Below are 25,882 nucleotides of genomic sequence, written 5' to 3' on the forward strand. Positions count from 1 at the left end.
CGACGCGTCGCCGCTACGGCAGTGGCGCGTGCAGCAGGATGTCAGATGCACACCCCCACAGTATTCGAGAGTTTTTTCATGGCGGGGTTCGAGTGTTCGACCCACCGCCGCCGCGACGGACGCAGGCTCGATCTGATCGCCGGCACCAAGCACGACCGTTGGGCCGCGAACGACTATGCGGCGGTGTCAGCGCACGGCCTGCGCACCGCGCGCGATGGCCTGCGCTGGCATTTGATCGAACAACGCCCCGGGCATTACGATTGGTCCAGCTTCTTGCCGATGCTGCATGCGGCCAACAGCGCCGGCACCCAGGTGATCTGGGACCTGTGCCATTACGGCTGGCCGGACGATGTGGATATCTGGACGCCGCAGTTTGTGGACCGCTTCGCGCGCTTTGCCGCTGCCGCCGCGCAGTGCGTCAAGGACGCCTCGGATGCGGTGCCGTTCTATGCGCCGCTCAACGAGATCTCGTTCTGGGCGTGGAATGGCGGCGATCAGGCGCGCATGCATCCGATGGCACGTGGCCGCGGCTTCGAGCTCAAGCATCAGCTGGTGCGCGCCACCATCGCCGCGATCGATGCCGTGCGTCAGGTGGACCCGCGCGCACGCTTCGTGCAGGTGGACCCTGCGATCCATGTGGTGCCATCCAACGACCGGCCCGGCCCGCGCCGCGAAGCCGAGCGCCTGCGGCTGGCGCAGTTCGAAGCCTGGGACATGATCTGCGGCAAGCAATGGCCAGGGTTGGGCGGTGCGCCCGAATATCTGGACATCATCGGCCTCAACTATTACTCGGACAATCAGTGGTACCTGGGTGGCGTGCCGATCCTGCGCAGCTCGCCCGACCACCGCCCGTTTTCGACCATCATGCAGGAGTTCTGGCAGCGCTATCGCCGCCCGATGATCGTGTCCGAAACCGGTGCAGAAGCTGATCAACGCGGGCCATGGCTTGATCACGTCGGCAGCGAGGTCGCGCTGGCCCTGCAGCACGGCGTCGCGATGGAAGGGATCTGTTTGTATCCGGTTCTGGATTACCCGGGCTGGGACAATGACCGGCACTGCCCCGCCGGCCTGCTCGGCTATGCGGACGGCCACGGCGAACGACCGCTGCATGCTGGTCTGGCCGAACAATTGCGGCGCGAGCACGCGCGCTTCGGCCTGCGTGCACCGCAGTTCGCGCTGGCCGACATCACCACGTGAGTACGTCCACCCACTCCGAATTATTGCCGGACACGCCGGCGCGCTTTCTCTGGCATTACATTGGCCAACGCCCCTGGCATTTCAGCGGCCTGCTGTTGTTGATCGTGGGTGCAGCCGGCTGCGCGGTGTCCGTGCAATACGGCATGAAAATGCTGGTGGACGCCATGGCCACCGATCAACGCAGCCAGGCAAACGTGTGGCTGCCGCTGGGCTTGTTCATCAGTTTGATCGCAGTGGAAAACCTGCTGTGGCGGCTGGGCGGCTGGTTGGGCTGCCGCACGGTGATCGCCAGCGTGGTGGATATCCGGGTGGATCTGTTGCGCCATCTCACCGGCCACCCGATGCGCTATTTCACCGAGCATTTTGCCGGTGCGTTGGGCAATCGCATCACCGCGCTTGGCAGCGCTGCCGGGCAGATCTTCGGCGGCTTGGCGTGGAAGATCGTGCCGCCCATCGTGGATTTCATCGGCGCCATCGTGCTGCTGTTGACGGTGGACTGGCGCATGGCCGCCACGCTGGTGGGCTTGATCGGGATTGTGGCCGCCATCATCACCAGCTTCGGCATCCGCGGCCGGGCCAAGCATCAACGCTTTGCCGCACAAGCTGCGCGCGTGGGCGGCGAGCTGGTCGATGCGGTCTCCAATGTGTGGACGATCAAGGCGTTCGCCGCGCGCGATCGCGAAAGCGCGCGCCTGGCCGAACAGATCGGCCACGAGGCGGTCGCCCATCGACGCAGCTGGATGTATGTAGAAAAGGCCCGCGTGATTCACGACATCTGCCTGTCGCTGATGGCCGGCGGCATGCTGCTGTGGGCGATCAGCATGTGGCGCTCCGGTGCGGTGAGTGCGGGCGATGTGGTGCTGGTGAGCGCGCTGACCTTCCGCATCCTGCATGGCTCGCGCGACCTGGCGCTGACCTTGGTGGACACCACCCAGCAGCTGGGCGCCATTGCAGACACCTTGCAGATCATTTTGCAACCGCACGCCATCGTCGATGCGAACGCGCCGCTGGCGTTGGCCGAAGGCGATGTGCGTTTCGAAGAGGTGTGCTTCGCCTATCCGGAGCGCGCTGCAGTACTGGAGGGGTTGAACCTGCATATTCCGGCCGGCCAGAAGGTGGGCATCGTGGGGCCGTCCGGTGCCGGCAAGTCCACCTTGATTGCACTGATCCAGCGCCTGGACGATGTGGAATCCGGGCGCGTTCTAATCGACGGGCAAGACATCCGCAGCGTCAGCCAGGACAGTTTGCGCGAGAAGATTGCAGTGGTGCCGCAGGAAACCGCGCTGTTCAACCGCAGCATCGGTGACAACATCCGCTATGGCCGTCCTGATGCCAGCGATGCGGATGTGCACGACGCAGCACGGCATGCGTTCTGCGATGGCTTCATCCGGCAATTACCCGAAGGCTACGACACCCAGGTGGGCGAGCGCGGTGTGATGTTGTCGGGTGGCCAGCGGCAGCGGCTGGGCATTGCGCGCGCCTTCCTCAAGGACGCGCCGATCCTGATTCTGGATGAAGCCACCTCGGCACTGGATACCGAATCGGAAGCGGAAATCCAGGCCGCGCTGGACCATCTGATGCGCGACCGTACCGTGTTGGCGGTTGCCCATCGCCTGTCCACGGTGATCGGCTTCGATCGCATCGTGGTGCTACAGGAAGGTCGCGTGGTCGAAGACGGTAGCCCCGCAGAGTTGCGCGGCCGCGGCGGTGTATTCGACGGTTTGTGGCAGCGCCAGGCTGCGGGGTTCGAGACGGCGCCGGAGGCGCTGTGAGGTGGCGCAGAGCGGGAGTTGCGGTGTCTTTTGGGTAGCGTGTGACGTGTGATGACGCAGGCACCGCATGCGGCGTACGGAGCATGCAGTGCGTGAGAGACACCGCTGATGGTGTAACACCGCAACTTTCCGCCACACCCTTCGCAACAAAAAACAGGCAGCTTTCGCTGCCTGTTTCAGTTTCCGCACTACATATTCAGTGCGGTGGCCGGTAGTCACGCAGCTTGGTGGTCACATTGCCGATCTCCTGCACCGCGCGCTTGAGATCATCTTCGGACATCCCCAGTTCGCGCGCCCAATACTGCAGCTCCCATTCCTCGTTGATGCTCACGTTATGCATGTCGGTGGGTTGACGATCTGCGTCCTGTGGTTCGCCCATGGCGATCTCCAATGTAGAGCAATGACAAGACAGCTGCGCAACCGCTAGGTAAATGCGGTGCTGCGTGGAAAGCGAGGCGCAATCAGTGCGGCTGGCCCTGCTTGGCACGTAGCGCCTTGGCGTGTTCCAGATGCTCGGCAATGGTCTCGCGTGCACGCTGCAGTTCCTTGCCCAGATCGCTGGAGCCTGGCTCGCTGCTCAGTTGCGTGTCGAGCAGGGCCAGCGCCTGTTCGTGGCTATCCACGCTGGCCTGCAGATACTGTAATTCGAATTGCTGCCCGTACAGGTCCTGCAGACGCTTGCGTGCGCCTTCGGCGCCTGCCGAGGCTGCCTGACCAAGCGTGCCATGACGGTCCGGCGCAAAACGGCTGAGGTCGGTCAGCGCTGCACTATGGGCTTCGTCCATCTTGCGCGCGAAATCCAGCACCTCGCCTTCCACACCTTTCACCACCGCCAGCTGTGCAAGCGTGCGCTCGTTTTCGTTAAACACGGCTAGCGCACCAAGCGCCTGCTTGCGGTCGCGGGCATCGCCCACGCTGTCGCGCAACGGGTCGCCGTGCGGCGGTGTGGCACCGAGGGCAACGGGCGCATCCCGCTGGGTACCTTGCTCGTTTTGTGCGTCGCTCGCTTGACCCTGACGACGCTGCCAGGCCTTGTACGCCACGTAGCCCACCGCGCCTGCGGTCACCATCTTGAAAAGTCCCATTACTGTCTCCTGTTAATTGCGCTTTTTGTCGCGCTTGGCGGCCGTTGATTGTCGGGTTCGCATGGGTCGCACGAGTTGTGTGCCTGCGTTCCAGCACGTTGAACCAGCCTGCGAGCGCTGGAGTTATCCAAACGTGACCTGCGCATCAACACGGCGTCGGCGATCAAGCGCGTCCACACCACGCCCACGCACCGTGCTGACCGCCTTAACACGGCCGCGCCAACACTGCACGGTGTCGCCGTGACTCACGGTCCCCCCAGGAGACAGCCATGCTTGCCCTCAACTACCACGGCTCACGCGATGTGCGGGTCGAAAACGTGCCCGATCCGTTATTGGTCGAACGCGACGACCTGATCCTGCGTGTTACCGCCACCGCCATCTGCGGTTCGGACCTGCACCTGTATCACGGCAAGATTCCCGACCTGCGCCCAGGCGATATCCTCGGCCACGAATTCATGGGCATCGTCGAAGAGGTGGGGCCGGATGTCACCGCGGTCAAGCCAGGCGACCGTGTGGTGATTCCGTTCGTGGTCGCGTGCGGGCGCTGTTTCCATTGCGTGCTGCAAGAATATTCGGCGTGCGAAACCACCAATACCGGCAAGGGTGCCGCGCTGAATCACAAGGACATGCGCCCGCCGGCAGCGCTGTTCGGTTTCAGCCATTTGTACGGTGGTTTGTCCGGTGGTCAAGCCGAATACGTGCGCGTACCTAAGGCCAATGTCGGCCCACTGGTGGTGCCGGATGCGTTGCACGACGAGCAGGTGCTGTTCCTGTCCGACATCTTGCCGACCGGGTATCAAGCCGTCGTCGATGCAGGCGTTAAACAAGGTTCCACCGTTGCAATCTTCGGTGCCGGACCGGTCGGCCTGATGGCCGCAGCGTGTTGCCGCATGTTGGGTGCCGAACGCATTTTCATGGTCGACCGGCATGCGTATCGGCTCGACTTTGCGTCCAAGACCTGTGGCGTGATTCCGATCAATTTCGACGAAGTCGACGACCCGGCTGATGTCATCGTCTCGCAGACCGATGGCCGGGGTGTGGATGCCAGCATTGAGGCAGTCGGCTTTGAGGCTGAAGGCAGCGCGATCGAAACTGCATTGACCAACCTAAAGCTGGAAGGCAGCAGCGGCGTGGCGATTCGGCAGTGCATTGCCGCGACCCGTCGCTGCGGCGTGGTGAGCGTGCCGGGCGTGTATGCCGGTTTCATCCACGCCTTCATGTTCGGAGATGCATTCGACAAGGGGCTGACCTTCAAGATGGGCCAGACGCATGTGCAGAAGCATATGCCGCATCTGCTGGAATGCATCGGCAATGGTCAGCTCAAGCCGAGCTCGATTATTTCGCACCGCATGCCGCTGGCTGACGCAGCGCGGGGCTACGAACTATTCGACAAGAAACAGGACGATTGCCGCAAGGTGGTGCTCACGCCGTAAGCGCGCGGAGGTGCAATCGCAGACGGCGCGGTGATCGACCGCGCCGTCTGCGTTTTTTTGTGCTGCGGTTGAGCGCTGCCGAACAGGCTCAATCCAGCGGTTTGGCCGGCACGAACGGTGATACGGGGTCGCTGGCCGGAAAGGTTTCTTCGACCGCTTCGTCTTGCAGTGCGTCCTGCTTGTTCTTGTCGTGCTGCGCCTGGTCCTGAGCGTTGGCTTGATCGTGCGCGGATGGAATCTGGTTGGACGTACTCATGGCGCTTTCCTGATGCGTGATACGAATGACCACGTTACGGCGTGCTGCGTTGACCCAGATGAAAATCGTCTTCGCACCTCAACGACAAAGGCAACGTGGTGCACCACACGCGGTGCAACAGCAGTGGCGACGCATTGCGGCCAGATACGGCACAGCCAGACGACTATCTCGAACAAACGATGTGCATCGTGGCTGCCCTGTGCTTCGACCTAAGTGAGGCCGCACGCAGGCAAGCTGCTTGCGGTGGACAGCAATGGCCTGGAAATTCGGGTTCCCAGCAGCGCGGACCGTTCCAACTTGCGCAGCACAGGCACTGCTGCGCGGCGTCGGTTCACACCCTGACGCGCTCAGGGTGTATGGTGCATGGGCGGCCGGAACCCGGTGTCGCCTTCACTCTATCTGGCCTTTTCCATCAAGAATCTCTGCGAACGCTGCGACGCCGTCTGTTGCCGGCTCACCGTCATGGTCGATCCATCCGACCGCATCCCACACCATCTCACCAGCGTGACGCCACAAGGCTGGCACGTGATGGCGCGCGATGAGGAAGGTTGGTGCGTGGCCATCGACGCTGCGCGCATGTGTTGCTCGATCTACGAGACGCGGCCGGCCATCTGCCGCCGTTTCGTCATGTCCGGCCCGTATTGCCGCGACGTGCGTGCCACCTACGACGACCAACGCCGCCGGGGCATTCCTTTGACGCTCTACAACGCATGAGGATTCGCGATGAACAATTCCCGCCGCCAGTCGATGACCGTCAGTAATCAGCCAGGCAAGCCGCGTTTGTCCGAGCAGCGTTTGGCTGCCGATCTGGAAGCGTTTCAGCAATCCGGTGGCGCAATCGAACGCCTGGGCGACACACCGTTGCGTCGCGAAAAGAAGCGCGGAGCGCCAGAATCTGCGCCCGCAGCTGCAGTCAAACCGGCCGTCGAAGCCGACGCCGAGTAAGCGGCACAGCGGCAGCACGCGTCTTGCGCCTGTCGCTTCAGCTGCACCAGCTGCAGCACAACACCTGCTGGGCGACAGCAGGGATTGCACCGCACTGTGTAGTGCGCTGATCACCGAATTGAATGCCTGCATTGCAGGAACGTTGGCGCCGCCTGTCCCGCACGCCGCCGCATCCAGATCGATGCAACGCGTCACCTACTCCGTTGCCAGATGCATCACGGGCGCGATCGCGCACCTGGCCGCGATCGCCGACGCGGTGCAAGACGCGCAGCCATCACCACAACAACGCGACGACGCAGCGACTGATCTGCGTCACGCTTGCAGGTACCTGCACGCGCAGGCCGCTACGGCAGCACTCAGCACTCAGCACTCAGCACTCAGCACTCAAAGATCATGCCCCCCCGCGCAGCATTGCCCCTCGCGAGGCAATCGACGGTTACAGCAGTTCTGCTCGCTTGGTCGCACCAAGCCTTTGTGCCAGAGAGGCCATTTCGTTGGCCAGTGCGATCATGTTGCCGCCGGCCTGCGCCGCGATGCCCATGATGCGTTGATACGCGTCCCAGAAGTCCGGCCCACTGCCATAGGCATCGTGGAACCCTTGCAGCTCCAAGACCAGCAGATCGGACACCTGTATGTCGGAGCAGTCCATTGTGTCACCTCGTTGGGGATTTCCCCGGCCCGCAGCTTATACCCGTTCACCTTACAGAACCGGGTCAGCCAGACAGCAGGCCATCTGAACCTGAATTGGTTACGTAGCTCCACGAGCACTTGGCATGCCGAACTCTGGTTGGGGCTGCTTGCGTTACTGCCTCGGGGCCGCCTGAGCTTCGCGCAGATAAAGCAGGCCGCCACATGCCGGCCTGCAGCCCACACCAACCCGGCTGAATGCCAGCACAGATAGGCCCTGCGGTTCGTTGGCAACTCCCGAGTAACGCGCAGAGCTGTGCGCATTCCCGTGTAAAATGCCGGGTTTTTGAACGGAAGAATGGCGAAAGTTTCTCCACGGGCGCCCTTGTCGGGCCCGGCGTTCATTCGCCTGCTTGCTCGTCTCAGTGATGCGCACATTGCCCAGTCCAACCACGCACTGGCCGATCGGCTGAGCCAGTGGATCGACTGGACGCGCGCGGTTGCTGTCTCCAAGGCGCTGGACGGCAAGCTGCCAGACACCGACGACCTGCCCCAACTGCGCCCGCTCGATGCGGAGGCGTGCGCACGCGTGCGCAACGGGCTAGCCACCAGCAGCGTGGCCGAGTTGGACGCGCTGGTTGTGCGCGTGCATGCCGAGACCCGCAATGCCGCACTCACAGACGCACCCCTCGCTTTGCCCGACTATGCGCCGTTCCGCCAGCATTACCTGGCCATGCAACGCGCCATGCGCACCGCCACCGGCGATCTGCGTGGGCGCCTGCGTGATCTGCTTGCCCTTGTCTCTACCGACATGGCGCGGCTGGCCGAAGTGGATGCGGTGATGGAGCTCACCCTGAGCCCGCGCGAGCAGAGCTTGCTGAACACCGTGCCGGGCCTGCTCGGCGCGCATTTCGAACGCCTGCGCCATGCCGCGCATGCGCACCAACCGCCAGCCGATGACGATGCCGCCCCACGCGCGGTGTCCGATGGCTGGCTGGATGTCTTTCGCAAAGACATGCAGAGCGTGTTGCTCGCCGAACTGGATGTTCGTTTTCACCCGATCGAAGGCCTGCTTGCAGCGCTTCGTACCCGCTAACTGGGACGTCATGTTCAGAACTCTCGTACACGTGTGTGTGTTTCTCGTCGGCCTGTTGGCGGTTTGCTGGGTCGGCATCGGTTATCTCGGCTCCAACCCGCTGGGCGCCTGCATCGCGGCGGTCATCGGCGCCTGTTATGTGGCCGGCGCGCTGGAGCTATATCGTTACCGCCAGGCCACTGCGACGTTGGAAGCGGCAGTCGATGGGCTGACCACGGCGCCCTCCGCCCTGAGCGATTGGCTGCAAGCCATACACCCCGGCCTGCGCAATGCAGTGCGTCTGCGCATCAAAGGCGAGCGCGTTGCGTTGCCGGCACCGGTGCTGACGCCGTACCTGGTCGGTTTGCTGGTGTTGCTCGGCATGCTCGGCACGCTGCTCGGCATGATGGCCACGCTCAAGGGCACCGGCTTTGCATTGCAGAGCGCCACGGACCTGCAGGCCATTCGCGGCTCACTCGCCGCCCCGGTAGAAGGCCTGGCGTTTGCGTTCGGCACCTCGATTGCCGGCGTGGCGACATCGGCCATGCTGGGGCTGTTGTCGGCATTGTGCCGGCGCGAGCGCCTGCAGGCGGTGCAGCGGCTGGATCTGAAGATCGCCTCCGAACTGCATCCACATTCGGATGCGCATCAACGCGGCGAAGCGTTCAAGTTGCAGCAGCAGCAAAGCGCCTTGATGCCGGGCTTGATCGACCGGCTGCAGGCGCTGATGCACAACATCGAGCAGCACAGCATTGCCGCCGACCAACGCTTGGCCGCACAGCAGGCCGACTTCCATGCAAAAAGCGAAGCGGCGTACGCGCGGCTGGCCACCGCAATGGAGCAATCGCTGCAAGCCGGTGTCGCCGAAAGCGCACGCGCCGTCGGTGCAGCCTTGCAGCCGGCGATGGAGGTCACCATGGCCAACATCGCGCGCGATACCGCGGCATTGCAGACGCACGTCACCCAAGCCGTGCAGCAACAGCTGGACGGCATTACCCATGGCTTCCAAACCAGCGCCAGCACTGCGGCCGAGCACTGGAGCACCGTGCTGGCTGCGCAGGAGCGCGCCCAGCAGACCTACAACGCGCACCTGCAAACCACGCTGGAACAGATTGCCGGGCACAATATTGCCTTGCAGGAAAGCGTGAGCACCGCCGTGCAGCAGCAGCTGCACGGGGTCAGTGCAGCCATCGAGCAGAGCGCACGCACGGCCGCCGAACACTGGCAGGTGGCGTCGGCCGCGCAGGAGCGTACGCACCACACGTTGACCGAGCAGTTGCAGGGCACGCTGGAACACATCGACCAGCGCAGCATTGCCATGCAGGACAGCGTCAACCAGGCCGTGCAGCAGCAATTGAGCGCACTCAACGATGGCTTTGCCCGCAGCACCGCGGCCAACGCCGACACCTGGGCCGCCGTGCTTGCCGAACAGCAACGCGCCACCGAAGCGCTCGGCACGCAATTGCACGCCACCCTCAAGCAACTAGCGCAGCAGACCAGTGCATTGCACCAAGGCGTGCAGCAGGCCGTGCAGCAGCAGTTGGATGGGTTGAGCAGCGGTTTCGAAACCAGCACCGCCACGGCCGCGGCCACCTGGACGGCCGCGGTGGCCGAACAGCAGCGCGCCAATCACGCGCTCACGCAAGAGTTGCAGGGCACGCTCACGCAATTCGCCAGCACCTTCGAAGCACGTTCCGCCGCGTTGGTGGATGCGGTCTGGCAACGTATGCAGCAATCCAGCAGCGACACCGCCAGCGCGTGGAGCGATGCATTGGCCCAGCAACAACAGGCCAGCGCGACCTTGTCCAGCCAGCACCACAGTGCACTGGCCGCGGCCACTGCCAGTTTCGACGCGCATGCGGCGGCCCTGGTCGGCACCTTGCAGCAATCGCATACCGACCTGCAAGCGGCATTGGAAGCGCGCGACACCGAACGTCTTGCGTTGTGGAGCGAGCGCTTCGGCGCAATGAGCACGGCCCTAACCACGCAGTGGGAACAGACCGGCGAGCGCGTCGCCCAGCAACAGCAAGCCATCTGCGACACCCTGGCCAGCACCGCCAGCGCGCTTTCAACGCAGGCGCAGGCGCAGGCCAGCGCGACCATCACCGAAGTGTCGCGCCTGATGCAGATCGCCTCCGAAGCGCCCAAGGCCGCAGCCGACGTCGTCGCCGAGCTGCGCCAAAACCTGTCCGACAGCATGGTGCGCGACACCGCGATGCTGGAAGAACGCAGCAAGCTGCTTGCGACCCTGGACACCTTGCTCAACGCGGTCAATCACGCCTCCACCGAACAACGCGAAGCGGTGGATGCCTTGGTCACCACCTCGGCAGACCTGCTGCAGCGCGTGGGCAACCAGCTCACCGAACAGATCGGCAGCGAAACCGGCAAGCTCGGCGCGGTGGCCGCGCATGTCAGCGGCAGCGCGGTGGAAGTGGCCAGCCTGGGCGAAGCCTTCGGCATGGCGGTGCAGTTGTTCAGCGGCACCACCAGCGAGCTCAACGAACGTCTGCAGCATGTCGCCACCGCACTGGACGCCTCGCTGGCACGCAGCGACGATCAGCTTGCCTACTACGTGGCGCAGGCACGCGAAGTGGTCGATCTCAGCATGCTGTCGCAGAAGCAGATCATCGAAGAACTGCGCCAGCTCGATCGCGGGCGTAGCGAACCCGGCCAAGCAGAAACGGCATGAGCGACGAGATCGAAAACGACGGCGAACTGGGCACTCCCATCTGGGCGGCATTCGGCGACCTGATGTCGGTCTTGCTGGGCGCGTTCGTGCTGATCCTGGTCGGCGTGATCGGCGTGCAGTTGCAGCTGTCCAGCCGCCTGGATGCAGAGGTGAAACAACGTCAGGCCGAAGCGCAACGTCGCCAGACGCTGGAACAGGCACTGGCCGCACCGCTGGCTGCCGGACGCGTGACCCTGGTCGATGGCCGTATCGGTATTCGCGGCAATGTGCTGTTTGCGTTCAATTCCGATGAATTGCAGCCGGAAGGACGCGAGGTGTTGAAGTCGCTCGCAGCGCCCTTGGCGCAGTACCTGCGGGCGCGCGAAGAGATCCTGATGGTCAGCGGTTTTACCGACGACCGCCCGGTGCTGGGCGGCAACCGTCGCTACGCCGACAACTGGGAATTGTCCGCGCAACGCGCACTCACGGTGACGCGCGCGTTGATCGCCGAAGGCGTACCAGCATCATCTGTGTTTGCGGCCGCCTTCGGCTCGCAGCAACCGGTGGATTCCAACGCCGACGAAGCCCGCCGCGCAAAGAACCGCCGCGTGGAAATCGCGCCGATTGCGCGTCCATCATCGTCGCGCAAAGGCGCATCGACCCAGCCCACAGCGACCGCTGCACCGCGATGAGCAAGCCGGCACTCTCCGCGCGCATGCAGTTGGAGCGCTGGCGCAGCCAGGGCGCCGATCAGTTGGATCCGGTGCGCTTCCATCTGATGAAATCCTTGGCGGCGCGTGCTGATGCGCAGGCCGATGCGGTGCGTGAGGTGCTGGAACACAAGCTCGGCGCCTTAGTCGACGATTATGCGACAGCGCTGAAGCAGGCAACGCGTCGCCCTGTTGGCAGAGGTGCGGCGGCGGCGTCAACGCCAGGGTCGTCGCAGTCCAGCGCATTGGGTGCACTCACCGGACAGATGGCCGGCCATGCGGCATTGATGGAAGTGGACAGCCGCAAGACCGCCAGCGCAGATGCCATGCTGTTTCCGGAGTTGCCGGCGCTGGACGACTTTCGTCGCACCTGGACCACCGTGCGTACCGCCAGCCAGGTGCGGCAATCGCTGCAGGATGCGCCCAAGGACGCAGGCCCACTCAATTCCAACGTATTGGTGCACCGCTGCATCACGCTGATGCGTGAGTGTTCGCCGGGCTATTTGCAGCATTTTCTGGGCTACGTGGACGCGTTGTCGTGGCTGGAACAGCTGCACACCGGCGGCGCGTTGGCCAACGAAGAGACCACACCGGTGACGCCGGGCAAAAAACGCAGCAAGAGCCCGTCGAAGCGGCGCGGTTAGAGCGGCAGATCAAGCATGCTGCTTGTCGGGCGGGCTCACACAGAACCGGTGTTGATCGCCGGTTCTGCTTGCGCTGGAACGCCTATCAAAACCGCAAACGCGCACCCACCGTCCAGCTCCGCGGCGCGCCGGGATATACCCACTGCTCGCTGTACGAAAATGCGGCGTAGTGGCGATCAGTGAGGTTCTCGACCTTGGCGTACAACCGCACCCGTTCGCTGATGTCGTAATGGCCAACCACCCGCCACACGGTGTAGGCCGGCAACACAAAATCTGTATTGCTATCCACCGAGCCTAGCCGTTCGCCGGTGTGCGACACGCCCATCCCTATCGCCGCGCTACGTTTACCGGTCAACGGCTGTTCGTAGTTCAAGAACGCGTTACCGCTGAAACGCGGCACATTCGGAAACCGCCGGCCCTCGGCCAGTCCGGTGCCGGCGGCAGCCGCGCTGCTGCGCGTAACTTGCGAATCGGTGTAGGCCAGGCCCACGGATGCGGCCAGATGCGGGGTCAATCTGCCAAGCAGGTCCATCTCCACGCCTTGGCTGCGCATCTCGCCCACCGGCAGCGAAAAACTGCTGTCGGCCGGGTCCAGACTCAACACGTTTTTCTTGTCGATGCGGAACGCGGCCACTGTGGCTTCCAGGCCATCGCCGGGCTGTACGTATTTCAAGCCGGTCTCCAGCGAGCGGCTCTTTTCCGGTGCAAAACTTTGCCCGTTGGCGCCCACACCGCTGTTAGGGCGAAAGCCCGCCGCCGCACTTGCATACAGCGAAAGCGCATCGTCGACATGGAAGGTCAGACCCGCGCGCGGGCTCACCACGCCGTCGGATGCGCGCTGGGTCGTGCCGCGCAAGCGGTTGTCCAGGTCTTGCTGGTAGTGGTCGTAGCGCAGGCCGAGCAAAGCTTTCCAGCGCGCGCCCAGATCGATCTGATCCTGCGCGTACACGCCCCACACCTGCTGGCGCTCGTCGGTGTCGGTAATGGTGGCCAGCCGCCCCGACTGCGCCACGCCGTAGCGCGGCGCCAGCACGTCGATGCTGTATGGCGTCGCCGCAGAACGGGCGCGTTGCTGGAAGCGGCTGTCGTCGAAGCGGTTACCGTCGATGCCGAACAACACGTTATGCGTCGCCCTGCCCGCCTGCAGGCTGCCAAGCAACTCCGCACGCGCGGCGATATCGCGGCCCTGGTAATCGCGATATCGACGTTCCCTGCGCAAGGTGCGCTGATCGGCTTGCAGCGTCCACGGCTCGGTGGAAAACCCACGCATGCCACTATCGCGGTAAGTCGCCCCACCCTGCAACGACCAGGTCTGATTCAGACCATGCACCACGAACAGCTGGTGCCCTGTGGAATGCAGATCGATAGCGCCATCGCGCGGCTCGCCCAGAAAGCGCGACGCCGGCAGCCGGTTGGCATCGCCGTCGATGGCGGTCACGCCGCGATCGAACGGCGCATGGATCCGCACGGCCTCCAGCTCATACGACACCGTGGTATCAGGCGTCGGCATCCACAACAACGATGGCGCCAACAAGGTATTGTCGCTGTCTACGGTGTCACGAAAGCTGTGCTGATCCTTGTGCATCACGTTCAAGCGATACGCCACGTTCTCGCTCAACGGGCCGGTGCTGTCCACGGCGGCGCGATAACTATCGAAGCGACCGGCCGACACATCCAGGCTGTTCTGCGCTTGAAACAGCGGCTTTTTGGTGATGATGTTGACCGCCCCACCCGGCTCGCCGCGGCCATACAAGGCCGACGCCGGCCCCTTGATGACTTCGATGCTTTGCGTGTTAGCCGCATCACGCAGGCCGTTGTAACCGCGGCTGGCATTGAAGCCGTTGACCATGTAGTCCGAACTGAAATTCGGGTCGCCGGTGAAGCCGCGCATCGAATAGCTGTCCCACAGACCGCCCAGGTTGTTGGCCTTGGTGATGCCGCTGGCAAGCTCCAATGCACCGGCCAGATCGGTGGCGCCGGCATCGTCCAGCAAGGTCCGATCAAGCACACGCGCACTGATCGGCAAATCACGCAGCGGCGCGTCGGTCTTGGTGGCTCCGGTAATGCTCAGCGCACGGTAAGGCATGTACTGGCTGCGCACCTGCACGGCATCCAGATCGCGCGCCTGCAAATCGTCGGCCTGCGCGCAAGCAATGCTGCATGCGCAGGCCAGCAGGCTGAGCAAGGGCAGCATATGCCGCATGCGGCGGCGCGGGAACACGGGCATCGGGCAGAACTCCTGAAAGACCTGGGCGCAGCAAGCCCGGGGCGACACTGAAAAAGCGAGAAGTGAAACGTGGATGTTTCTATGAAGCAGGATCGGCCGTCGCATCGAAACGTGGCGCACGCTCGAAGTCGTCGCGCGTGAACGGGCCGTCGCGGAACAGATAGCCATAGTAGAAGGTGCGTAGCGCGAGGTGATATGCGCGAATGCAGTCATGATACGCAAATTGTGCCTGCAGATCGGTGTCGGCAAGACGCGTCAACGCTACCTGCAGTGCGACCGGCGGCAACACGCTGGCCACGCGTTGCGCCAGCGCTTCGCGGCGCTGCAAACCGTGGCGATACGCTGCCACCTGCGGCGCCACCTGCTTGTCGCCATTTTCGTGGAATGCGAAGTACCACTTGTAGTGAAACGCTGTAGTCAGCGGCGCCGAATCGGTCCATTGCGGATTGCGCGCATAGAACGCCTGCATGGTGTCCTGACGCGGGATGTCCCACGCATGATTGACCGCCTCGCGCTGCAGCCGCGCAATCTCGGTGCCCTGGTTGACCGGCACCGCCTGATTGATCGCCACATGCGCCAGCGCCGGAGCCACCAACGCCAACACGACCCAGCAGGTGGCCAATGCGGTTGCATGCGCCGCAGGCCGCCACTGGATACGCCCGACCAGCACCGCCAGCATCACCCAGAACAGCAGATAGCCTGCGCCCAGCGCCAGCACTGCCAGTTGCTGCAGCAACGGCACTGCATTGAGCGTAGCGAAAATGACGAACGGCACGCTCAAGCACAACAGCACCGCTGCGGCGCGCACCACCACACGTCGCATCAGCAGCGTGGCACCGGCACCCGGCAGTGCGGCGAGCATGCGTGCCCGGCCAGCTTCGCGCTCGCCCGAACGCAGATCGAACAGCAATGCGATCACGAACAACGGCAACAGGAACACCAGCACGAACGCATAGTCGAAACGGCCAGCCAATGCGAGCTCGGGGTTGTAGCTGTCGCCATCATGGATCTGCGCCTCTAGCCCCAACGCACGCACGCGCAAGATGTAAGGCGAAACATCGCGCATGCCTACCGCTGCAAACGCTAGTGGCGATGGCGTGTCCCAGGTGGGGTAAAAGCTGTAGTAGGCCGCGCTACCGGCATCGTTGGAGCGCGCAACATAGTCTTCCACCGCCGCGCTGTCTTCGCGCTGCAGCGCCGCAATCTTGGCGATATTGTCGCGTTGCGCCGCTATCACATGCTGGCCGGACACCAGGCTGGAGATGGTCAGCACGGCAAGCAACAGCAACCCGGCAAGTGCCGCACGTGCGCGCAGCAGCAACAGCAGTTCGTATTTCCACAGCACCATCAGCGCGCCACTCCCACACGTCGCCCGGCGGCAACCAGCATGCACAGCGCGGCGAGTAACCAGGCGCCGATCAGGCCAAACGCCGCGCCTGCGGTGCCGATCACCTCAGGGGTGGACGCGGGCTGGAAGGCGAACACTGGAATCTCATGCCAATGCTCGGACGAAATGCGCTTGCGGCGGTCGGCGCCGGCATCCTGCGCGGTGTCGTCGGCCATGCTCACCGCGTCGGTCTGCAACTGGTTGAGCTGCTGCACCAGCATGTAGCGGTAGTGCTCCGCCTGGGCAAGGAACCGCAGATGCGCACGCAGATCGGTTTCTGCCAGCGTCATCGACACTTCGCGCAGCGCCACCGTCGGGCTGAGCAGAGAAAATGCGCGCACCAGTAGATTCTGTTGCTGCTGGATGGACGTATCGCGGCCCGCATAGCGCTCGAACAGGCTCGATGTGAGCCGCTCACCTTCCAGCGCCAGCAGGCCCTTGTAGTTCACCGGCAACTCTTCCACACGCTGCACGCCATAACGCGCCAGCGTCTGCTGCTTGAACTGCGCGAAGTGCGGGTCGTCCGGGTTGTGGCTGTCGCCGAGCGTGCGCAGGTCGCGCTGGATCGCCACGTCGGTTTCCAACCGGGTCGGCAGGCGGTACGCGGCACTGGCCACGTCCGGCGCCACGCGCGGCACCAGCAAGGCCAGCCACACCCACACCGCCAGCGACACCAGCAGCGCATCGCGGCCGCGTCGGCACAGCATCGATATCGCAAGCACCAACGCACACCACACCAGCAGATACGCGCTGTACGCCAGCACCAGCAGCGCGACCAGCGACGCCTGCCCTGACAACAGCGCGATGGGCGCCAGGCCGACCAGAGCCGGCAGCAGGCAGGCGCCAGCCACCGCCGCCAACGCAAGATATTTGCCGCCAAGCAGTTGCCTGCGCGTGGCGCCCTGCAGCAACAGCGCGCGCAAGGTACCGGTTTCCTGCTCGCGCGCCACTGCCCCATAGCCGAGAAACACCAGCATCAACGGCGCCAGCACCTGCAAGACGAACGCAGGCGTCAACTGACCGAAGCGCACCAGCAACGAGCTCTGACGCACATCGCCGAAGTTGGCGGTGTTCTGGCGGTGACCTTCCAGAAACATGCTGTTGCCGGTGAAGGCATCCACGCCGGAATCGAATGCGGCCAGCGCCGGCAACGGCCGATAGATGAAGTGGCCATAATGCACCACGCGGTGCGGATGCCGGTCTGGTTGCGCTTCGAAAGCCTGCTGTGCGGCCTGTTGCTGACGCGTACGGAAATCGGCGACTTCGCGCTGATGGTGTGCCGCAGTCAACGCCGCCACCAAGGTGAGCAGCATCAGCAACACCACACCGATGGCAGCGGAACGGTTGCGCGCCATGAAGCGCAGTTCTTCGCGCGCGACCAACAACACGGGACTCATGCGTACAGCCTCATGCAGCCCGATCCTGTGGGCGCGCGAAACGTGCATGCAGGGTGCGCACATCGAAGCCGCTGTCCCCGGCGCCGATGTCGTCGGCAATCCGGCCGTTTTCGAGAAAACCGATACGGTCGGCCACATCCACCGCACCAAGCAGATCGTGCGTGACCATCAGTACCGCACCACCGCGTTCGCGCACGCTGCTTACCAGACGATTGAAGTCGGCGATGGCGCGCGGGTCCAGCCCCGAGGTGGGCTCATCCAGCAGCAACACCGGCACCTGCCGCAGGGTGGCTACGGCAATCGCCACTTTTTGCCGCATGCCTTTGGAGAACCCTGCCAGCCGTTGCGCCCAGGCATCGCGCTGCAGGCCAGCGGCCGCAAATGCCTCACCGATGGCGGCCTGGCTGCGGCGCTGGCCGGCCAGGGCGAGCAGATAATCGGCATTTTCCAGGGCGCTCAGATGTTCGTAGAGCGCGACGTTTTCCGGTAGATACGCCAGCCGTGCACGCGCCTTGCCGGGATCGGCCACCGGGTCCACGCCGTCCACCCGCAAGCTGCCGGACACCGGTTTGACGAAGCCCAGCAATGTGGACAGCGTGGACGATTTGCCAGCGCCATTGCCGCCTAGCAAGGCATAGACGGTGCCGGGCGAGACGTCGAGGTTGAGTCCCTGCAGCACAGCGCGGCCACGGTAGGCCATGTGCAGGTCGGAAATTGAAATCGCGGGGGTCATTGGCGAACTGGCAGGCACGGCTGAGAAATGAGATACAAATGATACGTTATCACATTTCGTAAAGGCCAGACTCGGCAAGTCGCCTGCTGCCGCCTGCCTGGACGTCACTGGCATAGCAATGGCCGCGCCCCGCTCCTGCACGGGAGCAGCCGGCACCTGACAGCAGACACGCCGAGCCGAATGCCATGCGCATCAATGCGACACGCCGGCACCAGCAATCAACAGCTATCCCCATTCGAGACATTCACGCCCCACATGAACTTTGATTCCGCAACGTTCTCCCGCACGACGCTCTCCACGCATGCGACCCGCACGCCCCCGCCAACGCAGGTGCCTGCAACACATCGCCCAGTACCCGACGCGTCGCCGGCTTGCTCGCTGCAACGGTGTTCGCCGCCGCACAGCTTAACGCCCAGCCCATCGATACCAGCGCGCCTCGCGCCGGTACGCGCATGGCACGGTGCGAGCGAGTCCTTGATCGTGGCGCCGGCCGATCCGTGGAGTACACCAGTGGAACGCAGCGATTTCGTCAGCACGCCCAGCTACGACGAAACGCGTGCGTGGTTGCAAGGCCTGGCTGCTGTTTCGCCGCTGCTGTCGCTGGAGGTGTTCGGCAAGACCAGCGAAGGACGCGACCTGCTTGTGCGCGCACAAGGGCAAGCGCGGCAAGCCGGTCGTGCTGGCGCAGGCCGGCATCCGCGGCGGCGAGATCGATGGCAAGGACGCCGGGCTCGTGTTGCTGCGCGATATTGCCAACGCGGCAAAGACGATCTGCTGGACGAGGTAGATTTCGTGTTCGTGCCCATCCTCAACAGCGACGACCATGAACAACGCGGCCCGCTCATCGGCGCTGCATTGCGCGGCCCGCAACAAATAGGCTGGAACACCACCACGCGCGGCATCAATCTCAATCGCGATTATCTCAACCTGGAAGCGCAGGAGACGCGCGCAACGTCAAGCTGCTGCACACGCGCGACCCAGCGTTGTATATCGACCTGCATGTCAGCGGCGGGCTCGATCATCAGTACGACATCACCTTTACCTTTGCCGGCTGGGGCACCTACACGCGCTCGCGCGCGACTGCGGGCTGGTTGCAGCAGCGCTTCACCCCGGCCGTCAACACCGCGCTGCGTCGCCAGGGGCACGAACCTGCGATCTACCCCAGCCTGATCGACGAAGACTCGCCGCGCTCCGGCTTGCGCTATTGGCCGGAAGGCCCACGTTATTCCACCGGCTACGGCGACTTTGCCGGCATTCCCACCGTGCTGGTGGAAAACCATCGACTGAAGTCTTACCGGCAGCGTGTGCTTGGCGATTACGTGCTGCTTGAAGAGGCGCTACGCGTGGTTGATCGCGATGCAACGAAGATCACTGCAGCCAAGCACGTGGATCGCGCCGCACGCACATAGGAATTGATGGTGGCGTGGAAACGCCTGCCGCAGCCGATCGACCACATTCCGTTCAAGGAACGATCTCCACGTCACCTATCGCGACCTTGCCGCTGATCCCATCGCGCACCTCTCCGGCGCGATTGCAGCCGGCTTCCGCCCGCTGCCGCAACCGGCCATTGACGCGGCGCTGGTGGCCGAACATGCGTTATCCGAGCAACTGGTGGAAGAATTTCTAGCCAGCGACATCGTGGCGATCGGCGCGCCGATGTGCACCTTTTCGGCGCCGACCCAACTCAAGGCCTGGATCAATCGCATCGCCCAGCCTGGCCGCACTTTCGCTACACCGCTACCGGGCCCGAAGGCCTGGCAGGCGGCAAACAGCTGATCGTGGCGTCTTCGCGCCGGGGCATGTACACGCAAGGGCCGATGGCCTCGCTGGATTTTCAGGAGGCGTACCTGACCGCAGCATTCGGGTTTCTGGACGTGCGCGACGTGCACTTTGTGCGCGCGGAAAACCAGTCGCGCGGCCCCGAGCCGGCTGCGGCAGCATTGATCAGCGCGCATGCATCCATCGCCGATGTCGTGCGCGGTGTCGTGCACACACGTGGAGGCCTGAGCCATGCTGCATATCGTCACCCTCACCTATCGCGTCGCCCCGCCGGCACTGGCCGCCCATCTGGACGCCCACAAGCAATGGCTGCGCAAGCACATCGACACAGGGTTGTTCCTGGCGGCCGGCCCATGGCCAATGGTCTGGCGGCATCGTGCTGGCCTACAGCACCGATACGTCGGCACTGGATCGCATCGTGGCCGAAGACCCGTTCGTGCTGCATCAGTTGGTCGATGTCGGCGTGCGCCGTTTCGAGCCTGCACTGCGCGCCCCGGGATTTTTGGCTGTTTGAAACGAGGCGCGGCCGGTGGAATGCGACGCACGGCAGTCGTCGTAGCGACGCCGGCGCCGTTGTTTTTCGATACTGCAGGAAGGCTTATGTCTGCATAGCTAGGCCGCAGCGCCACTTGCGGCAAACCACTCGGCGTATGGCGTGTTCTTGACCAGATGCCGATTGAAATCCTTGGCGCCATCGGTCCACCACACCGGCCCACGTTCGCCCAATGCGAGCTTGGCCGCATCGACGGCGCGGCGTGCAGCGACTAGCCGCTGCGCATCGCCGTCGTGCTTGGCGGCCTTGACCGCGCGCCGTGCATCCATCAGCGCGCTCACCAAGGTGACGCGCGCCTCTTCGCTCATGTGCGGGTTACTGGTGCGCCACAGCCTCCCACGCACGATCAGGTAGCGGCCGTCTGGCGTCGTGATGGGTGTGGTTGAAGCCGTCATCGCAAGCTCAAGGCACTGTGCGTTGTTGTTGCATCGCATTGGTGCGCGCGGCGCTCACTCCACGCGTTCGAAGCGAGCGCGGGAAACACCATCCACCTCCACGTGTTCGACGAACATTGCATACGGGCGTACCCACAAACCGATGTGGCTATCCAATGGCCGATAAAGTACCAGCGGCTCCAGCGTTTCGCTGCTGCGCACCACGCCGAGCACCTCATAGCGGCCGCCTTTGAAGTGACGGTATTGGCCAAGTGCGATAACAGGTAACGGCGGCAAGGTGTCCATGACATTCAACGTGATCGGGGGGATGAAGTTTAAAGCGACAAGCGCTGTAGGGAGCGAATGGCCTTCCGCTGGAACGGTATTGCGCGGGCGCCTTACGGGCACGCGCAAAGACCTCTATCGACCCGCTGACTCCGTTTGTCACTCAGCACATGCCTGGAAGAGGCGAGCCGACAGCCAATTCCGCCTTGACCATATCGCCGACCCACGATATGCCTGGCCTTCTTTGTCCAGGGCTCGCAACGCACACGCCCAAAGCAGAACCGATCTCAGGCGTCCTCATTCGTCCTCTTCGTCCTCATCCAGTTCATCCTCGATGCTGTCGTCGTCATCGATTTCGCTGTCCTGTGCGGGCCCGTCCTGGAGCAGATCTTCGTTCTTGCCTGGCGCCTTGACGCCGTTGGGGGGAGTCGGATCGTAGATGCCCCGATTGCCGTTTTCGTTGTTGCCCATGGTCAGCTCCTGCGGCAAAAGGCCGCCTCATCACCCTCCTCTGGAACACGTGATAGACACGTATGCCATACGCAGAAAATGCGGAGTCCGTCGCAAGATCTGAACCATTCGCACTTGAGACCGGATCCACATCTCATGGGCCTGCATCCGCACCTCGCCTCGCCCCGTAAGCAGCAAAACGCCTACCGAGGAAACACCATGCCGAGTTTGATCTGCGATCTGGAAGACCTGCTCGCCTCGTGGAAGGCCGAGGCCCGCACCTTCGATGCCTGCGACATGCCGGCCTCCGCACTGGCCTTCCGCGACTGCCATCGTCGCTTGTCTGCACTGGTGAGCGAGCACACAGCGCAGACGCTACCGCCTGTCGAGCACATTGTTGCCAGCCACCAGCAGAACGCACAGCCTTAGCGCGCACATGCTGTTGCCAATGCGCTGCTGGCAGCCTATGTCAGTTAACGTTGGCCGCTGTCTTCTTACGGCGCTGAGCCAAGAGCGACTAACAACACGGAGCGAGCCGCCGTGGGGGCGTGAGCGACACAAGAATCAGGAGTGCATGAGTGATACATCCTGTTTTCAAGCACCAGCCGTGTCCGCCTGCGGTGAGCGCAGTCTTTTTGTTAGTTGCTCAAGCCATTGCTCGCCGCAGCATTGGGTGTGTCCAATAGATCACGCTTCACTCATCACCCAGCACACGCTCGCCCATCAGTTCGCGCTCGCGCTTTTCCAGTTCTTCGGCGTAGCGTTTGCGTACGAATCCTTCGGACAGCACGCCCAGCACCTTGCGGTCGCTGTCGATCACCGCCAACTCATCGGCTTGGGTCGCATCGAAAACCTTCATGATCGCCACGATGTCGGTGTTGGCCAGCAGCGCCGCCTCGCGGTGCTTGGCGTAGTCGCCGACCGGCGCGTCCAGCTGCACGTTGTCGGCATACAGCACAGCCAACGGCACCACGCCGGCGTAGTGCCCGTCTGCATCTTCCAGTACCACGCGCTGCGTGGAGCCCAACGGGAACCGCCGCCGGAATTCGCCCACGCTGATGTCGTGCGCGGTGTGGTTGGCATCCTCGCGCATCATCTTGCCGGCCGACAGATTGCGCACCCAGCCCACATCGCGCGCACTGCGGATATTTTCGCCGCGTAGATGCAACCGCCAGGTAGAAAACGAATATCCAAACACCTGCCGCACCACGGTGTTGGCCACCAGCACCGCCACCATCACCGCACTGGCCAGCACGAAATCGTGCGTGCCTTCCAGGATCAGCATGGCCATGGTCATTGGCGCGCCAACAATGGCCGCCGCCAATGCGGCCATGCCCACCAGCGCTGCACTGGTGGTGTCCACCACTGCAGCGCCCAGCAGCAAGTTAAGGCCCACCGCAAACAAGCTGCCCACCAGCGAGCCCATGAACAACGACGCGAAGAACAGGCCACCGCGGAAGCCGAAACCCAGCGAAATTCCCGATGCAATGCACTTGAGCACCAACAGGATGGCGATCACCTGCAAGGTGCTGCTGCTGGTCAGATCCAGATGCAACGCGCCATGCCCCGACGACAGCACCTGCGGCGAATACATCGCCAAGGGAATCAGCAACAACCCACCGATGACCGGGCGCCCCCACACCGGCAGATTGATGCGGCCCACACCACGTTCGATGCCGGCGACCAGGCGCATCACGGCAATGCCGATCAGCGCGCACAGCAAGCCCAGCGCGATGTAAACCGCATAGTCGCGCGGCTGCAATTGGTAGGCCACTGCAGCGGGCAACGAATACGGCGCCGCACCCAGCGCATTGGCCATGAAGGCGCCGGCCAATGCGGCGGCGGCCACCGGTGCCAATGCCGAAGGCGTGTAGGCGCCAATGACGATCTCGAACGCATAGAACGCACCGGCCAACGGTGCACCGAAGGCGCCGGCAATCGCACCGGCCGCGCCGGCGCCCACCAGCGTGCGCATGTCCGCGCGCCGCACGCGCAAGACGCGCCCCAACTGCGAGCCAGCGCCCGACCCCATCTGTGTGTAGGTCGCCTCCAGCCCGACCGAAGCGCCGAAGCCATTGGACAACAAGGTCTGCACCGCAACGATCAAATTGTCGCGCATGGACATGCGCCCGCCATGCAGGGCATTGGCTTCCACCGCATCCACAAGCGGCCGCTTGCGTCGCCGCGCCATCAGCGTCACCAGGCCAACCAGCAAGCCGCCCAGCGGCAACACCAGCAACTGCGTGGCCTTCATCGAGGGGGCCGTGCTGAGCCGCTGTTCGGGTGCAAGCGCGTAAAGCCAGCTCTGCAGGCTATGCGCGATGTCGGCCTGCAGCACCATCAATCCAGCCGCGATCAAGCCCACCAGCGCAGCCAGGGCGATGAACCACAAATCGTTGGCGCGCAGGTGCCTGCGCAAGCCATCCAGTGGCCGGCGAAGTTGCGCCGCCATGGCATGCACTGCCGGCAAGGGTTGGGAAGGTAGCTGCATGGGACCAGTGATTGCGGGATCAGCACACCGGCAGAGCCGGCTTGTCTGTGGTGCCTAGTGTGCATGAGCGCCGCTGACCTGAGGCACTCTGGCGCGGTGATGAGCCGGTCGCCGCGCCGCAAACGTGATTGCAGTGCCGTGCATTGACGCGCCAGAATCGGGCCAGCCACGCTGCGCGCAGTCAGCAGACCCTGCGCATCCGATCGTTGGGCCACTCGAATAGGGATGCACGATGCTCTCTCTGCTGCTGGGCTTGATTGTCATCGAAGGCATCTGCCGGTCATCTGGAATCGCCCCTACTTCAGCTGCGGCCTGCCGGTGTTTTACACCGCGCATTCCGGTGAGCCGCGACGCGCTGGCCTGTTTTTCACTGGCGCAGGTGAAAATGCGGTCGAACCATCGCGCTGGCCGGAATTGGGGTTCCATCGTTTTTCGGAAAATGTTTATGCGTTTCGCGAGACATTTCTGTTCGTCGGCGGTGTCTATCCGATGATCATGCGCGGACGCATCGTGATCGACCGTCGGCAACGCGGGATCATGATGATGGTGGTTGGATTTTTGGTGCCAGTAGCCGTCATCAGGCCCGGGGAAACGCTGATGTTCTCAGGATTTCTCGTGCTGGCCTATCTGCTCCAACGTAGCCGTTTCATCAGTGTTGAAACAGCGGTGCACCTGCTCCTGCAGACCAACACCACTCCGCTGATCCCGCGCGGGCCTGATGCATCCAGGCGCGCATCTACCGACTGACAACTGCCGTTCGCGCTGCGTTACTGGGCGTCACTCCACCACGCACAGCGGTGTTTCGTTGGGACGTAAGGTGAGCACGCGCACGCCGGTCCGCGTCACCGCTACGGTGTGCTCGAACTGGGCCGACAACTTGCCGTCGCGCGTGTGCACCGGCCACTGATCCGGCTGCGAACGGATCGCCGCGCGACCCTGGTTGATCATCGGCTCGATGGTGAACACCATGCCTTCCTGCAGTTCCAGACCGGTGCCTGCGTGACCGTAATGCAAAATCTGCGGATCTTCATGCATCTCGCGGCCGATGCCGTGCCCGCAGTATTCCTTGACCACGCTGTAGCCGTGCGCACGCGCATGCCGCGCAATGGCATGGCCGATGTCGCCTAAGCGCGCGCCTGGGCGCACCGCTGCAATGCCTTTCCACATCGCCTGGTACGTGGTCTGCACCAGCCGACGTGCGGTGTAAGCCACCTCGCCCACCAGATACGTGGTACTGGAATCGGCGATAAAACCGTTCTTTTCCAGCGTAATGTCCAGGTTGACGATCTGCCCACTACGCAATACGTCATCGGCCGATGGCACGCCATGGCAGACCACATCGTCGATGGATGCATTGAGTACGAACTCGAAGCCGTATTGCCCCTTGCTGGCAGGCCGTGCATCGAGCTCATCCACAATCATGCGCTCGACAAAATCGTTGAGTTCCAGCGTGCTGCGGCCTTCCAGCGGCAAGCGATCCAGCGCATCGAATACCTGCGCCAGGAGCTGACCGGACACTGCCATCAGCGCAATCTCGTCAGGCGACTTGATCACGTCCGGGCTGGTTTCAAGGCTTGCGGCCGCACGCCCGCAGCGCGCAATTGTTCGGCCACGATTTCCTGAAACGATGTGTCCGGATGCATCTCGCACAGCATGCCGACCTTGATCCAGAAATTGGCCTGCGCATTGATCGAGCGACTACTCACGGTGCACGCACGGCGTAGTTGGTCGTGCAGGTCGTCATCGATATTGACGATGCCCATGGTGGCTCCAGCTCTGGCGATATACGAATCG

At 63.5% G+C, this 25,882-nt stretch carries 25 protein-coding genes and 3 pseudogenes; 14 read left to right on the plus strand and 14 right to left on the minus strand.

Annotation, left to right across the window (positions count from 1 at the left end; genetic code table 11):
- Nucleotides 1-45: 45 nt before the first annotated feature.
- Together KWO_RS20795 and KWO_RS20800 are read left to right on the plus strand one after the other, a co-directional pair.
- Entirely contained in the window at nucleotides 46-1,197 is a 1,152-nt protein-coding gene (locus KWO_RS20795) for a glycoside hydrolase family 1 protein (protein ID WP_010365376.1), read from the plus strand.
- Nucleotides 1,194-2,969 carry an ABC transporter ATP-binding protein gene (locus tag KWO_RS20800; RefSeq protein ID WP_017113607.1) on the plus strand — a complete coding sequence of 592 codons (1,776 nt, stop codon included), beginning with the start codon at nucleotides 1,194-1,196 and terminating at the stop codon, nucleotides 2,967-2,969. Before KWO_RS20795 ends, KWO_RS20800 begins: the two co-directional genes overlap by 4 nt.
- A gap of 196 nt (nucleotides 2,970-3,165) precedes the next feature.
- On the opposite strand, the gene KWO_RS20805 is transcribed toward KWO_RS20800, so the two are convergent.
- Nucleotides 3,166-3,348, minus strand: a complete 183-nt coding sequence (locus KWO_RS20805) for a DUF3606 domain-containing protein (RefSeq protein WP_010379731.1) — start codon at nucleotides 3,346-3,348, stop codon at nucleotides 3,166-3,168.
- An 82-nt stretch (nucleotides 3,349-3,430) separates the two neighbouring features.
- Nucleotides 3,431-4,054 (minus strand): DUF4142 domain-containing protein, encoded by a 624-nt coding sequence (locus tag KWO_RS20810; protein ID WP_010365370.1) that lies wholly within the window; start codon nucleotides 4,052-4,054, stop codon nucleotides 3,431-3,433.
- Nucleotides 4,055-4,323: 269 nt separating this feature from the next.
- On the opposite strand from KWO_RS20810, the gene KWO_RS20815 reads away from it, so the two are divergent.
- The gene (locus KWO_RS20815; RefSeq protein ID WP_010365368.1) at nucleotides 4,324-5,487 is read left to right on the plus strand and encodes a zinc-dependent alcohol dehydrogenase; all 1,164 of its coding nucleotides are present in this window, start codon (nucleotides 4,324-4,326) and stop codon (nucleotides 5,485-5,487) included.
- A gap of 88 nt (nucleotides 5,488-5,575) precedes the next feature.
- On the opposite strand, the gene KWO_RS22710 is transcribed toward KWO_RS20815, so the two are convergent.
- A complete protein-coding gene (locus tag KWO_RS22710; RefSeq protein ID WP_010379730.1) occupies nucleotides 5,576-5,743 on the minus strand; it encodes a hypothetical protein in 168 nt (55 codons plus the stop codon).
- 363 nt (nucleotides 5,744-6,106) lie between these two features.
- Between KWO_RS22710 and KWO_RS20820 the strand changes: the two genes are divergently transcribed.
- Entirely contained in the window at nucleotides 6,107-6,457 is a 351-nt protein-coding gene (locus KWO_RS20820) for a YkgJ family cysteine cluster protein (protein WP_010365366.1), read from the plus strand.
- 9 nt (nucleotides 6,458-6,466) lie between these two features.
- The gene (locus tag KWO_RS20825) at nucleotides 6,467-6,688 is read left to right on the plus strand and encodes a hypothetical protein (protein ID WP_010365365.1); all 222 of its coding nucleotides are present in this window, start codon (nucleotides 6,467-6,469) and stop codon (nucleotides 6,686-6,688) included.
- A 436-nt stretch (nucleotides 6,689-7,124) separates the two neighbouring features.
- Here KWO_RS20825 and KWO_RS20830 read toward each other — a convergent pair whose 3' ends face one another.
- Entirely contained in the window at nucleotides 7,125-7,337 is a 213-nt protein-coding gene (locus tag KWO_RS20830) for a hypothetical protein (RefSeq protein WP_010365364.1), read from the minus strand.
- 336 nt (nucleotides 7,338-7,673) lie between these two features.
- Here KWO_RS20830 and KWO_RS20835 point away from each other — a divergent pair, with 336 nt between their 5' ends.
- Genes KWO_RS20835 through KWO_RS20850 form a run of 4 tightly spaced genes read left to right on the plus strand, consistent with a single transcriptional unit; the run spans nucleotide 7,674 to nucleotide 12,412 of the window.
- The gene (locus KWO_RS20835) at nucleotides 7,674-8,411 is read left to right on the plus strand and encodes a DUF3348 domain-containing protein (RefSeq protein WP_017112847.1); all 738 of its coding nucleotides are present in this window, start codon (nucleotides 7,674-7,676) and stop codon (nucleotides 8,409-8,411) included.
- Between the two features lie 10 nt (nucleotides 8,412-8,421).
- Complete coding sequence (locus KWO_RS20840) at nucleotides 8,422-11,079, plus strand: DUF802 domain-containing protein (RefSeq protein ID WP_026112429.1); 2,658 nt, start codon at nucleotides 8,422-8,424, stop codon at nucleotides 11,077-11,079.
- A complete protein-coding gene (locus KWO_RS20845) occupies nucleotides 11,076-11,750 on the plus strand; it encodes an OmpA family protein (RefSeq protein ID WP_010365357.1) in 675 nt (224 codons plus the stop codon). The genes KWO_RS20840 and KWO_RS20845 overlap by 4 nt, the downstream gene beginning before the upstream one ends.
- Nucleotides 11,747-12,412 (plus strand): DUF2894 domain-containing protein, encoded by a 666-nt coding sequence (locus KWO_RS20850; protein WP_010379726.1) that lies wholly within the window; start codon nucleotides 11,747-11,749, stop codon nucleotides 12,410-12,412. Before KWO_RS20845 ends, KWO_RS20850 begins: the two co-directional genes overlap by 4 nt.
- Nucleotides 12,413-12,497: 85 nt before the next feature.
- Here KWO_RS20850 and KWO_RS20855 read toward each other — a convergent pair whose 3' ends face one another.
- The 4 genes from KWO_RS20855 to KWO_RS20870 all read right to left on the minus strand — a co-directional run bounded on the left by KWO_RS20855 (nucleotide 12,498) and on the right by KWO_RS20870 (nucleotide 18,156).
- The gene (locus KWO_RS20855; RefSeq protein WP_010379725.1) at nucleotides 12,498-14,639 is read right to left on the minus strand and encodes a TonB-dependent siderophore receptor; all 2,142 of its coding nucleotides are present in this window, start codon (nucleotides 14,637-14,639) and stop codon (nucleotides 12,498-12,500) included.
- Between the two features lie 79 nt (nucleotides 14,640-14,718).
- Entirely contained in the window at nucleotides 14,719-15,987 is a 1,269-nt protein-coding gene (locus KWO_RS20860) for a DUF3526 domain-containing protein (RefSeq protein ID WP_010379724.1), read from the minus strand.
- Nucleotides 15,987-17,423 (minus strand): ABC transporter permease, encoded by a 1,437-nt coding sequence (locus KWO_RS20865; RefSeq protein ID WP_010365347.1) that lies wholly within the window; start codon nucleotides 17,421-17,423, stop codon nucleotides 15,987-15,989. Before KWO_RS20865 ends, KWO_RS20860 begins: the two co-directional genes overlap by 1 nt.
- Before the next feature lie 10 nt (nucleotides 17,424-17,433).
- Nucleotides 17,434-18,156: an ABC transporter ATP-binding protein gene (locus tag KWO_RS20870; protein ID WP_010379721.1), complete on the minus strand. Its 723-nt coding sequence runs from the start codon at nucleotides 18,154-18,156 to the stop codon at nucleotides 17,434-17,436.
- Nucleotides 18,157-18,527: 371 nt separating this feature from the next.
- Here KWO_RS20870 and KWO_RS23210 point away from each other — a divergent pair.
- From KWO_RS23210 to KWO_RS22725, 3 genes and pseudogenes are all read left to right on the plus strand, one after another.
- Nucleotides 18,528-19,562, plus strand: a pseudogene (locus KWO_RS23210) (M14 family metallopeptidase); the annotation flags it as partial.
- Between the two features lie 103 nt (nucleotides 19,563-19,665).
- Nucleotides 19,666-20,060, plus strand: a pseudogene (locus KWO_RS20880) (FMN-dependent NADH-azoreductase); the annotation flags it as partial.
- 251 nt (nucleotides 20,061-20,311) lie between these two features.
- Complete coding sequence (locus KWO_RS22725) at nucleotides 20,312-20,449, plus strand: hypothetical protein (RefSeq protein WP_017112848.1); 138 nt, start codon at nucleotides 20,312-20,314, stop codon at nucleotides 20,447-20,449.
- A gap of 98 nt (nucleotides 20,450-20,547) precedes the next feature.
- On the opposite strand, the gene KWO_RS20885 is transcribed toward KWO_RS22725, so the two are convergent.
- The 3 genes from KWO_RS20885 to KWO_RS22730 form a co-directional block, all read right to left on the minus strand.
- Nucleotides 20,548-20,883, minus strand: coding sequence for a hypothetical protein (locus tag KWO_RS20885; protein ID WP_010365338.1), 336 nt, complete (start codon nucleotides 20,881-20,883; stop codon nucleotides 20,548-20,550).
- 54 nt (nucleotides 20,884-20,937) lie between these two features.
- Nucleotides 20,938-21,168 (minus strand): DUF1653 domain-containing protein, encoded by a 231-nt coding sequence (locus KWO_RS20890; RefSeq protein ID WP_010365337.1) that lies wholly within the window; start codon nucleotides 21,166-21,168, stop codon nucleotides 20,938-20,940.
- A gap of 276 nt (nucleotides 21,169-21,444) precedes the next feature.
- Entirely contained in the window at nucleotides 21,445-21,618 is a 174-nt protein-coding gene (locus KWO_RS22730; RefSeq protein ID WP_162832871.1) for a hypothetical protein, read from the minus strand.
- A 198-nt stretch (nucleotides 21,619-21,816) separates the two neighbouring features.
- Between KWO_RS22730 and KWO_RS20895 the strand changes: the two genes are divergently transcribed.
- Nucleotides 21,817-22,026: a hypothetical protein gene (locus tag KWO_RS20895; protein ID WP_042506054.1), complete on the plus strand. Its 210-nt coding sequence runs from the start codon at nucleotides 21,817-21,819 to the stop codon at nucleotides 22,024-22,026.
- Nucleotides 22,027-22,291: 265 nt separating this feature from the next.
- Here the strand turns inward: KWO_RS20895 and KWO_RS20900 are convergent, their stop codons facing one another.
- A complete protein-coding gene (locus tag KWO_RS20900; protein ID WP_017112850.1) occupies nucleotides 22,292-24,049 on the minus strand; it encodes a chloride channel protein in 1,758 nt (585 codons plus the stop codon).
- A gap of 271 nt (nucleotides 24,050-24,320) precedes the next feature.
- Between KWO_RS20900 and KWO_RS20905 the strand changes: the two are divergent.
- A pseudogene (locus KWO_RS20905) lies at nucleotides 24,321-24,835 on the plus strand (hypothetical protein).
- 30 nt (nucleotides 24,836-24,865) lie between these two features.
- On the opposite strand, the gene map reads toward KWO_RS20905, so the two are convergent.
- Together map and KWO_RS20915 are read right to left on the minus strand one after the other, a co-directional pair.
- The gene (map, locus tag KWO_RS20910; RefSeq protein ID WP_010379718.1) at nucleotides 24,866-25,642 is read right to left on the minus strand and encodes a type I methionyl aminopeptidase; all 777 of its coding nucleotides are present in this window, start codon (nucleotides 25,640-25,642) and stop codon (nucleotides 24,866-24,868) included.
- Nucleotides 25,639-25,851 carry a ParD-like family protein gene (locus KWO_RS20915; RefSeq protein ID WP_010365327.1) on the minus strand — a complete coding sequence of 71 codons (213 nt, stop codon included), beginning with the start codon at nucleotides 25,849-25,851 and terminating at the stop codon, nucleotides 25,639-25,641. Before KWO_RS20915 ends, map begins: the two co-directional genes overlap by 4 nt.
- Between the last annotated feature and the right edge of the window lie 31 nt (nucleotides 25,852-25,882).

The organism is Xanthomonas vasicola pv. musacearum NCPPB 4379 (assembly GCF_000277895.2).
GTDB classification, from domain to species: domain Bacteria; phylum Pseudomonadota; class Gammaproteobacteria; order Xanthomonadales; family Xanthomonadaceae; genus Xanthomonas; species Xanthomonas vasicola.

What these genes read in the sequence shown, in the direction of transcription:
- KWO_RS20825 (WP_010365365.1), top strand. Translation starts at nt 6,467, where the DNA reads ATGAACAATTCCCGCCGCCAGTCGATGACCGTCAGTAATCAGCCAGGC.
- KWO_RS20810 (WP_010365370.1), bottom strand. Translation starts at nt 4,054, where the DNA reads ATGGGACTTTTCAAGATGGTGACCGCAGGCGCGGTGGGCTACGTGGCG.
- KWO_RS20820 (WP_010365366.1), top strand. Translation starts at nt 6,107, where the DNA reads ATGGGCGGCCGGAACCCGGTGTCGCCTTCACTCTATCTGGCCTTTTCC.
- KWO_RS20845 (WP_010365357.1), top strand. Translation starts at nt 11,076, where the DNA reads ATGAGCGACGAGATCGAAAACGACGGCGAACTGGGCACTCCCATCTGG.
- KWO_RS20840 (WP_026112429.1), top strand. Translation starts at nt 8,422, where the DNA reads ATGTTCAGAACTCTCGTACACGTGTGTGTGTTTCTCGTCGGCCTGTTG.
- KWO_RS20915 (WP_010365327.1), bottom strand. Translation starts at nt 25,851, where the DNA reads ATGGGCATCGTCAATATCGATGACGACCTGCACGACCAACTACGCCGT.
- KWO_RS20900 (WP_017112850.1), bottom strand. Translation starts at nt 24,049, where the DNA reads ATGGCGGCGCAACTTCGCCGGCCACTGGATGGCTTGCGCAGGCACCTG.
- KWO_RS20865 (WP_010365347.1), bottom strand. Translation starts at nt 17,423, where the DNA reads ATGAGTCCCGTGTTGTTGGTCGCGCGCGAAGAACTGCGCTTCATGGCG.
- KWO_RS20860 (WP_010379724.1), bottom strand. Translation starts at nt 15,987, where the DNA reads ATGGTGCTGTGGAAATACGAACTGCTGTTGCTGCTGCGCGCACGTGCG.
- KWO_RS20885 (WP_010365338.1), bottom strand. Translation starts at nt 20,883, where the DNA reads ATGACGGCTTCAACCACACCCATCACGACGCCAGACGGCCGCTACCTG.
- KWO_RS20890 (WP_010365337.1), bottom strand. Translation starts at nt 21,168, where the DNA reads ATGGACACCTTGCCGCCGTTACCTGTTATCGCACTTGGCCAATACCGT.
- KWO_RS20805 (WP_010379731.1), bottom strand. Translation starts at nt 3,348, where the DNA reads ATGGGCGAACCACAGGACGCAGATCGTCAACCCACCGACATGCATAAC.
- KWO_RS20850 (WP_010379726.1), top strand. Translation starts at nt 11,747, where the DNA reads ATGAGCAAGCCGGCACTCTCCGCGCGCATGCAGTTGGAGCGCTGGCGC.
- KWO_RS20830 (WP_010365364.1), bottom strand. Translation starts at nt 7,337, where the DNA reads ATGGACTGCTCCGACATACAGGTGTCCGATCTGCTGGTCTTGGAGCTG.
- KWO_RS20835 (WP_017112847.1), top strand. Translation starts at nt 7,674, where the DNA reads ATGGCGAAAGTTTCTCCACGGGCGCCCTTGTCGGGCCCGGCGTTCATT.
- KWO_RS20855 (WP_010379725.1), bottom strand. Translation starts at nt 14,639, where the DNA reads ATGCCCGTGTTCCCGCGCCGCCGCATGCGGCATATGCTGCCCTTGCTC.
- KWO_RS22730 (WP_162832871.1), bottom strand. Translation starts at nt 21,618, where the DNA reads ATGGGCAACAACGAAAACGGCAATCGGGGCATCTACGATCCGACTCCC.
- KWO_RS20795 (WP_010365376.1), top strand. Translation starts at nt 46, where the DNA reads ATGCACACCCCCACAGTATTCGAGAGTTTTTTCATGGCGGGGTTCGAG.
- KWO_RS20815 (WP_010365368.1), top strand. Translation starts at nt 4,324, where the DNA reads ATGCTTGCCCTCAACTACCACGGCTCACGCGATGTGCGGGTCGAAAAC.
- KWO_RS20870 (WP_010379721.1), bottom strand. Translation starts at nt 18,156, where the DNA reads ATGACCCCCGCGATTTCAATTTCCGACCTGCACATGGCCTACCGTGGC.
- KWO_RS20895 (WP_042506054.1), top strand. Translation starts at nt 21,817, where the DNA reads ATGCCGAGTTTGATCTGCGATCTGGAAGACCTGCTCGCCTCGTGGAAG.
- KWO_RS22710 (WP_010379730.1), bottom strand. Translation starts at nt 5,743, where the DNA reads ATGAGTACGTCCAACCAGATTCCATCCGCGCACGATCAAGCCAACGCT.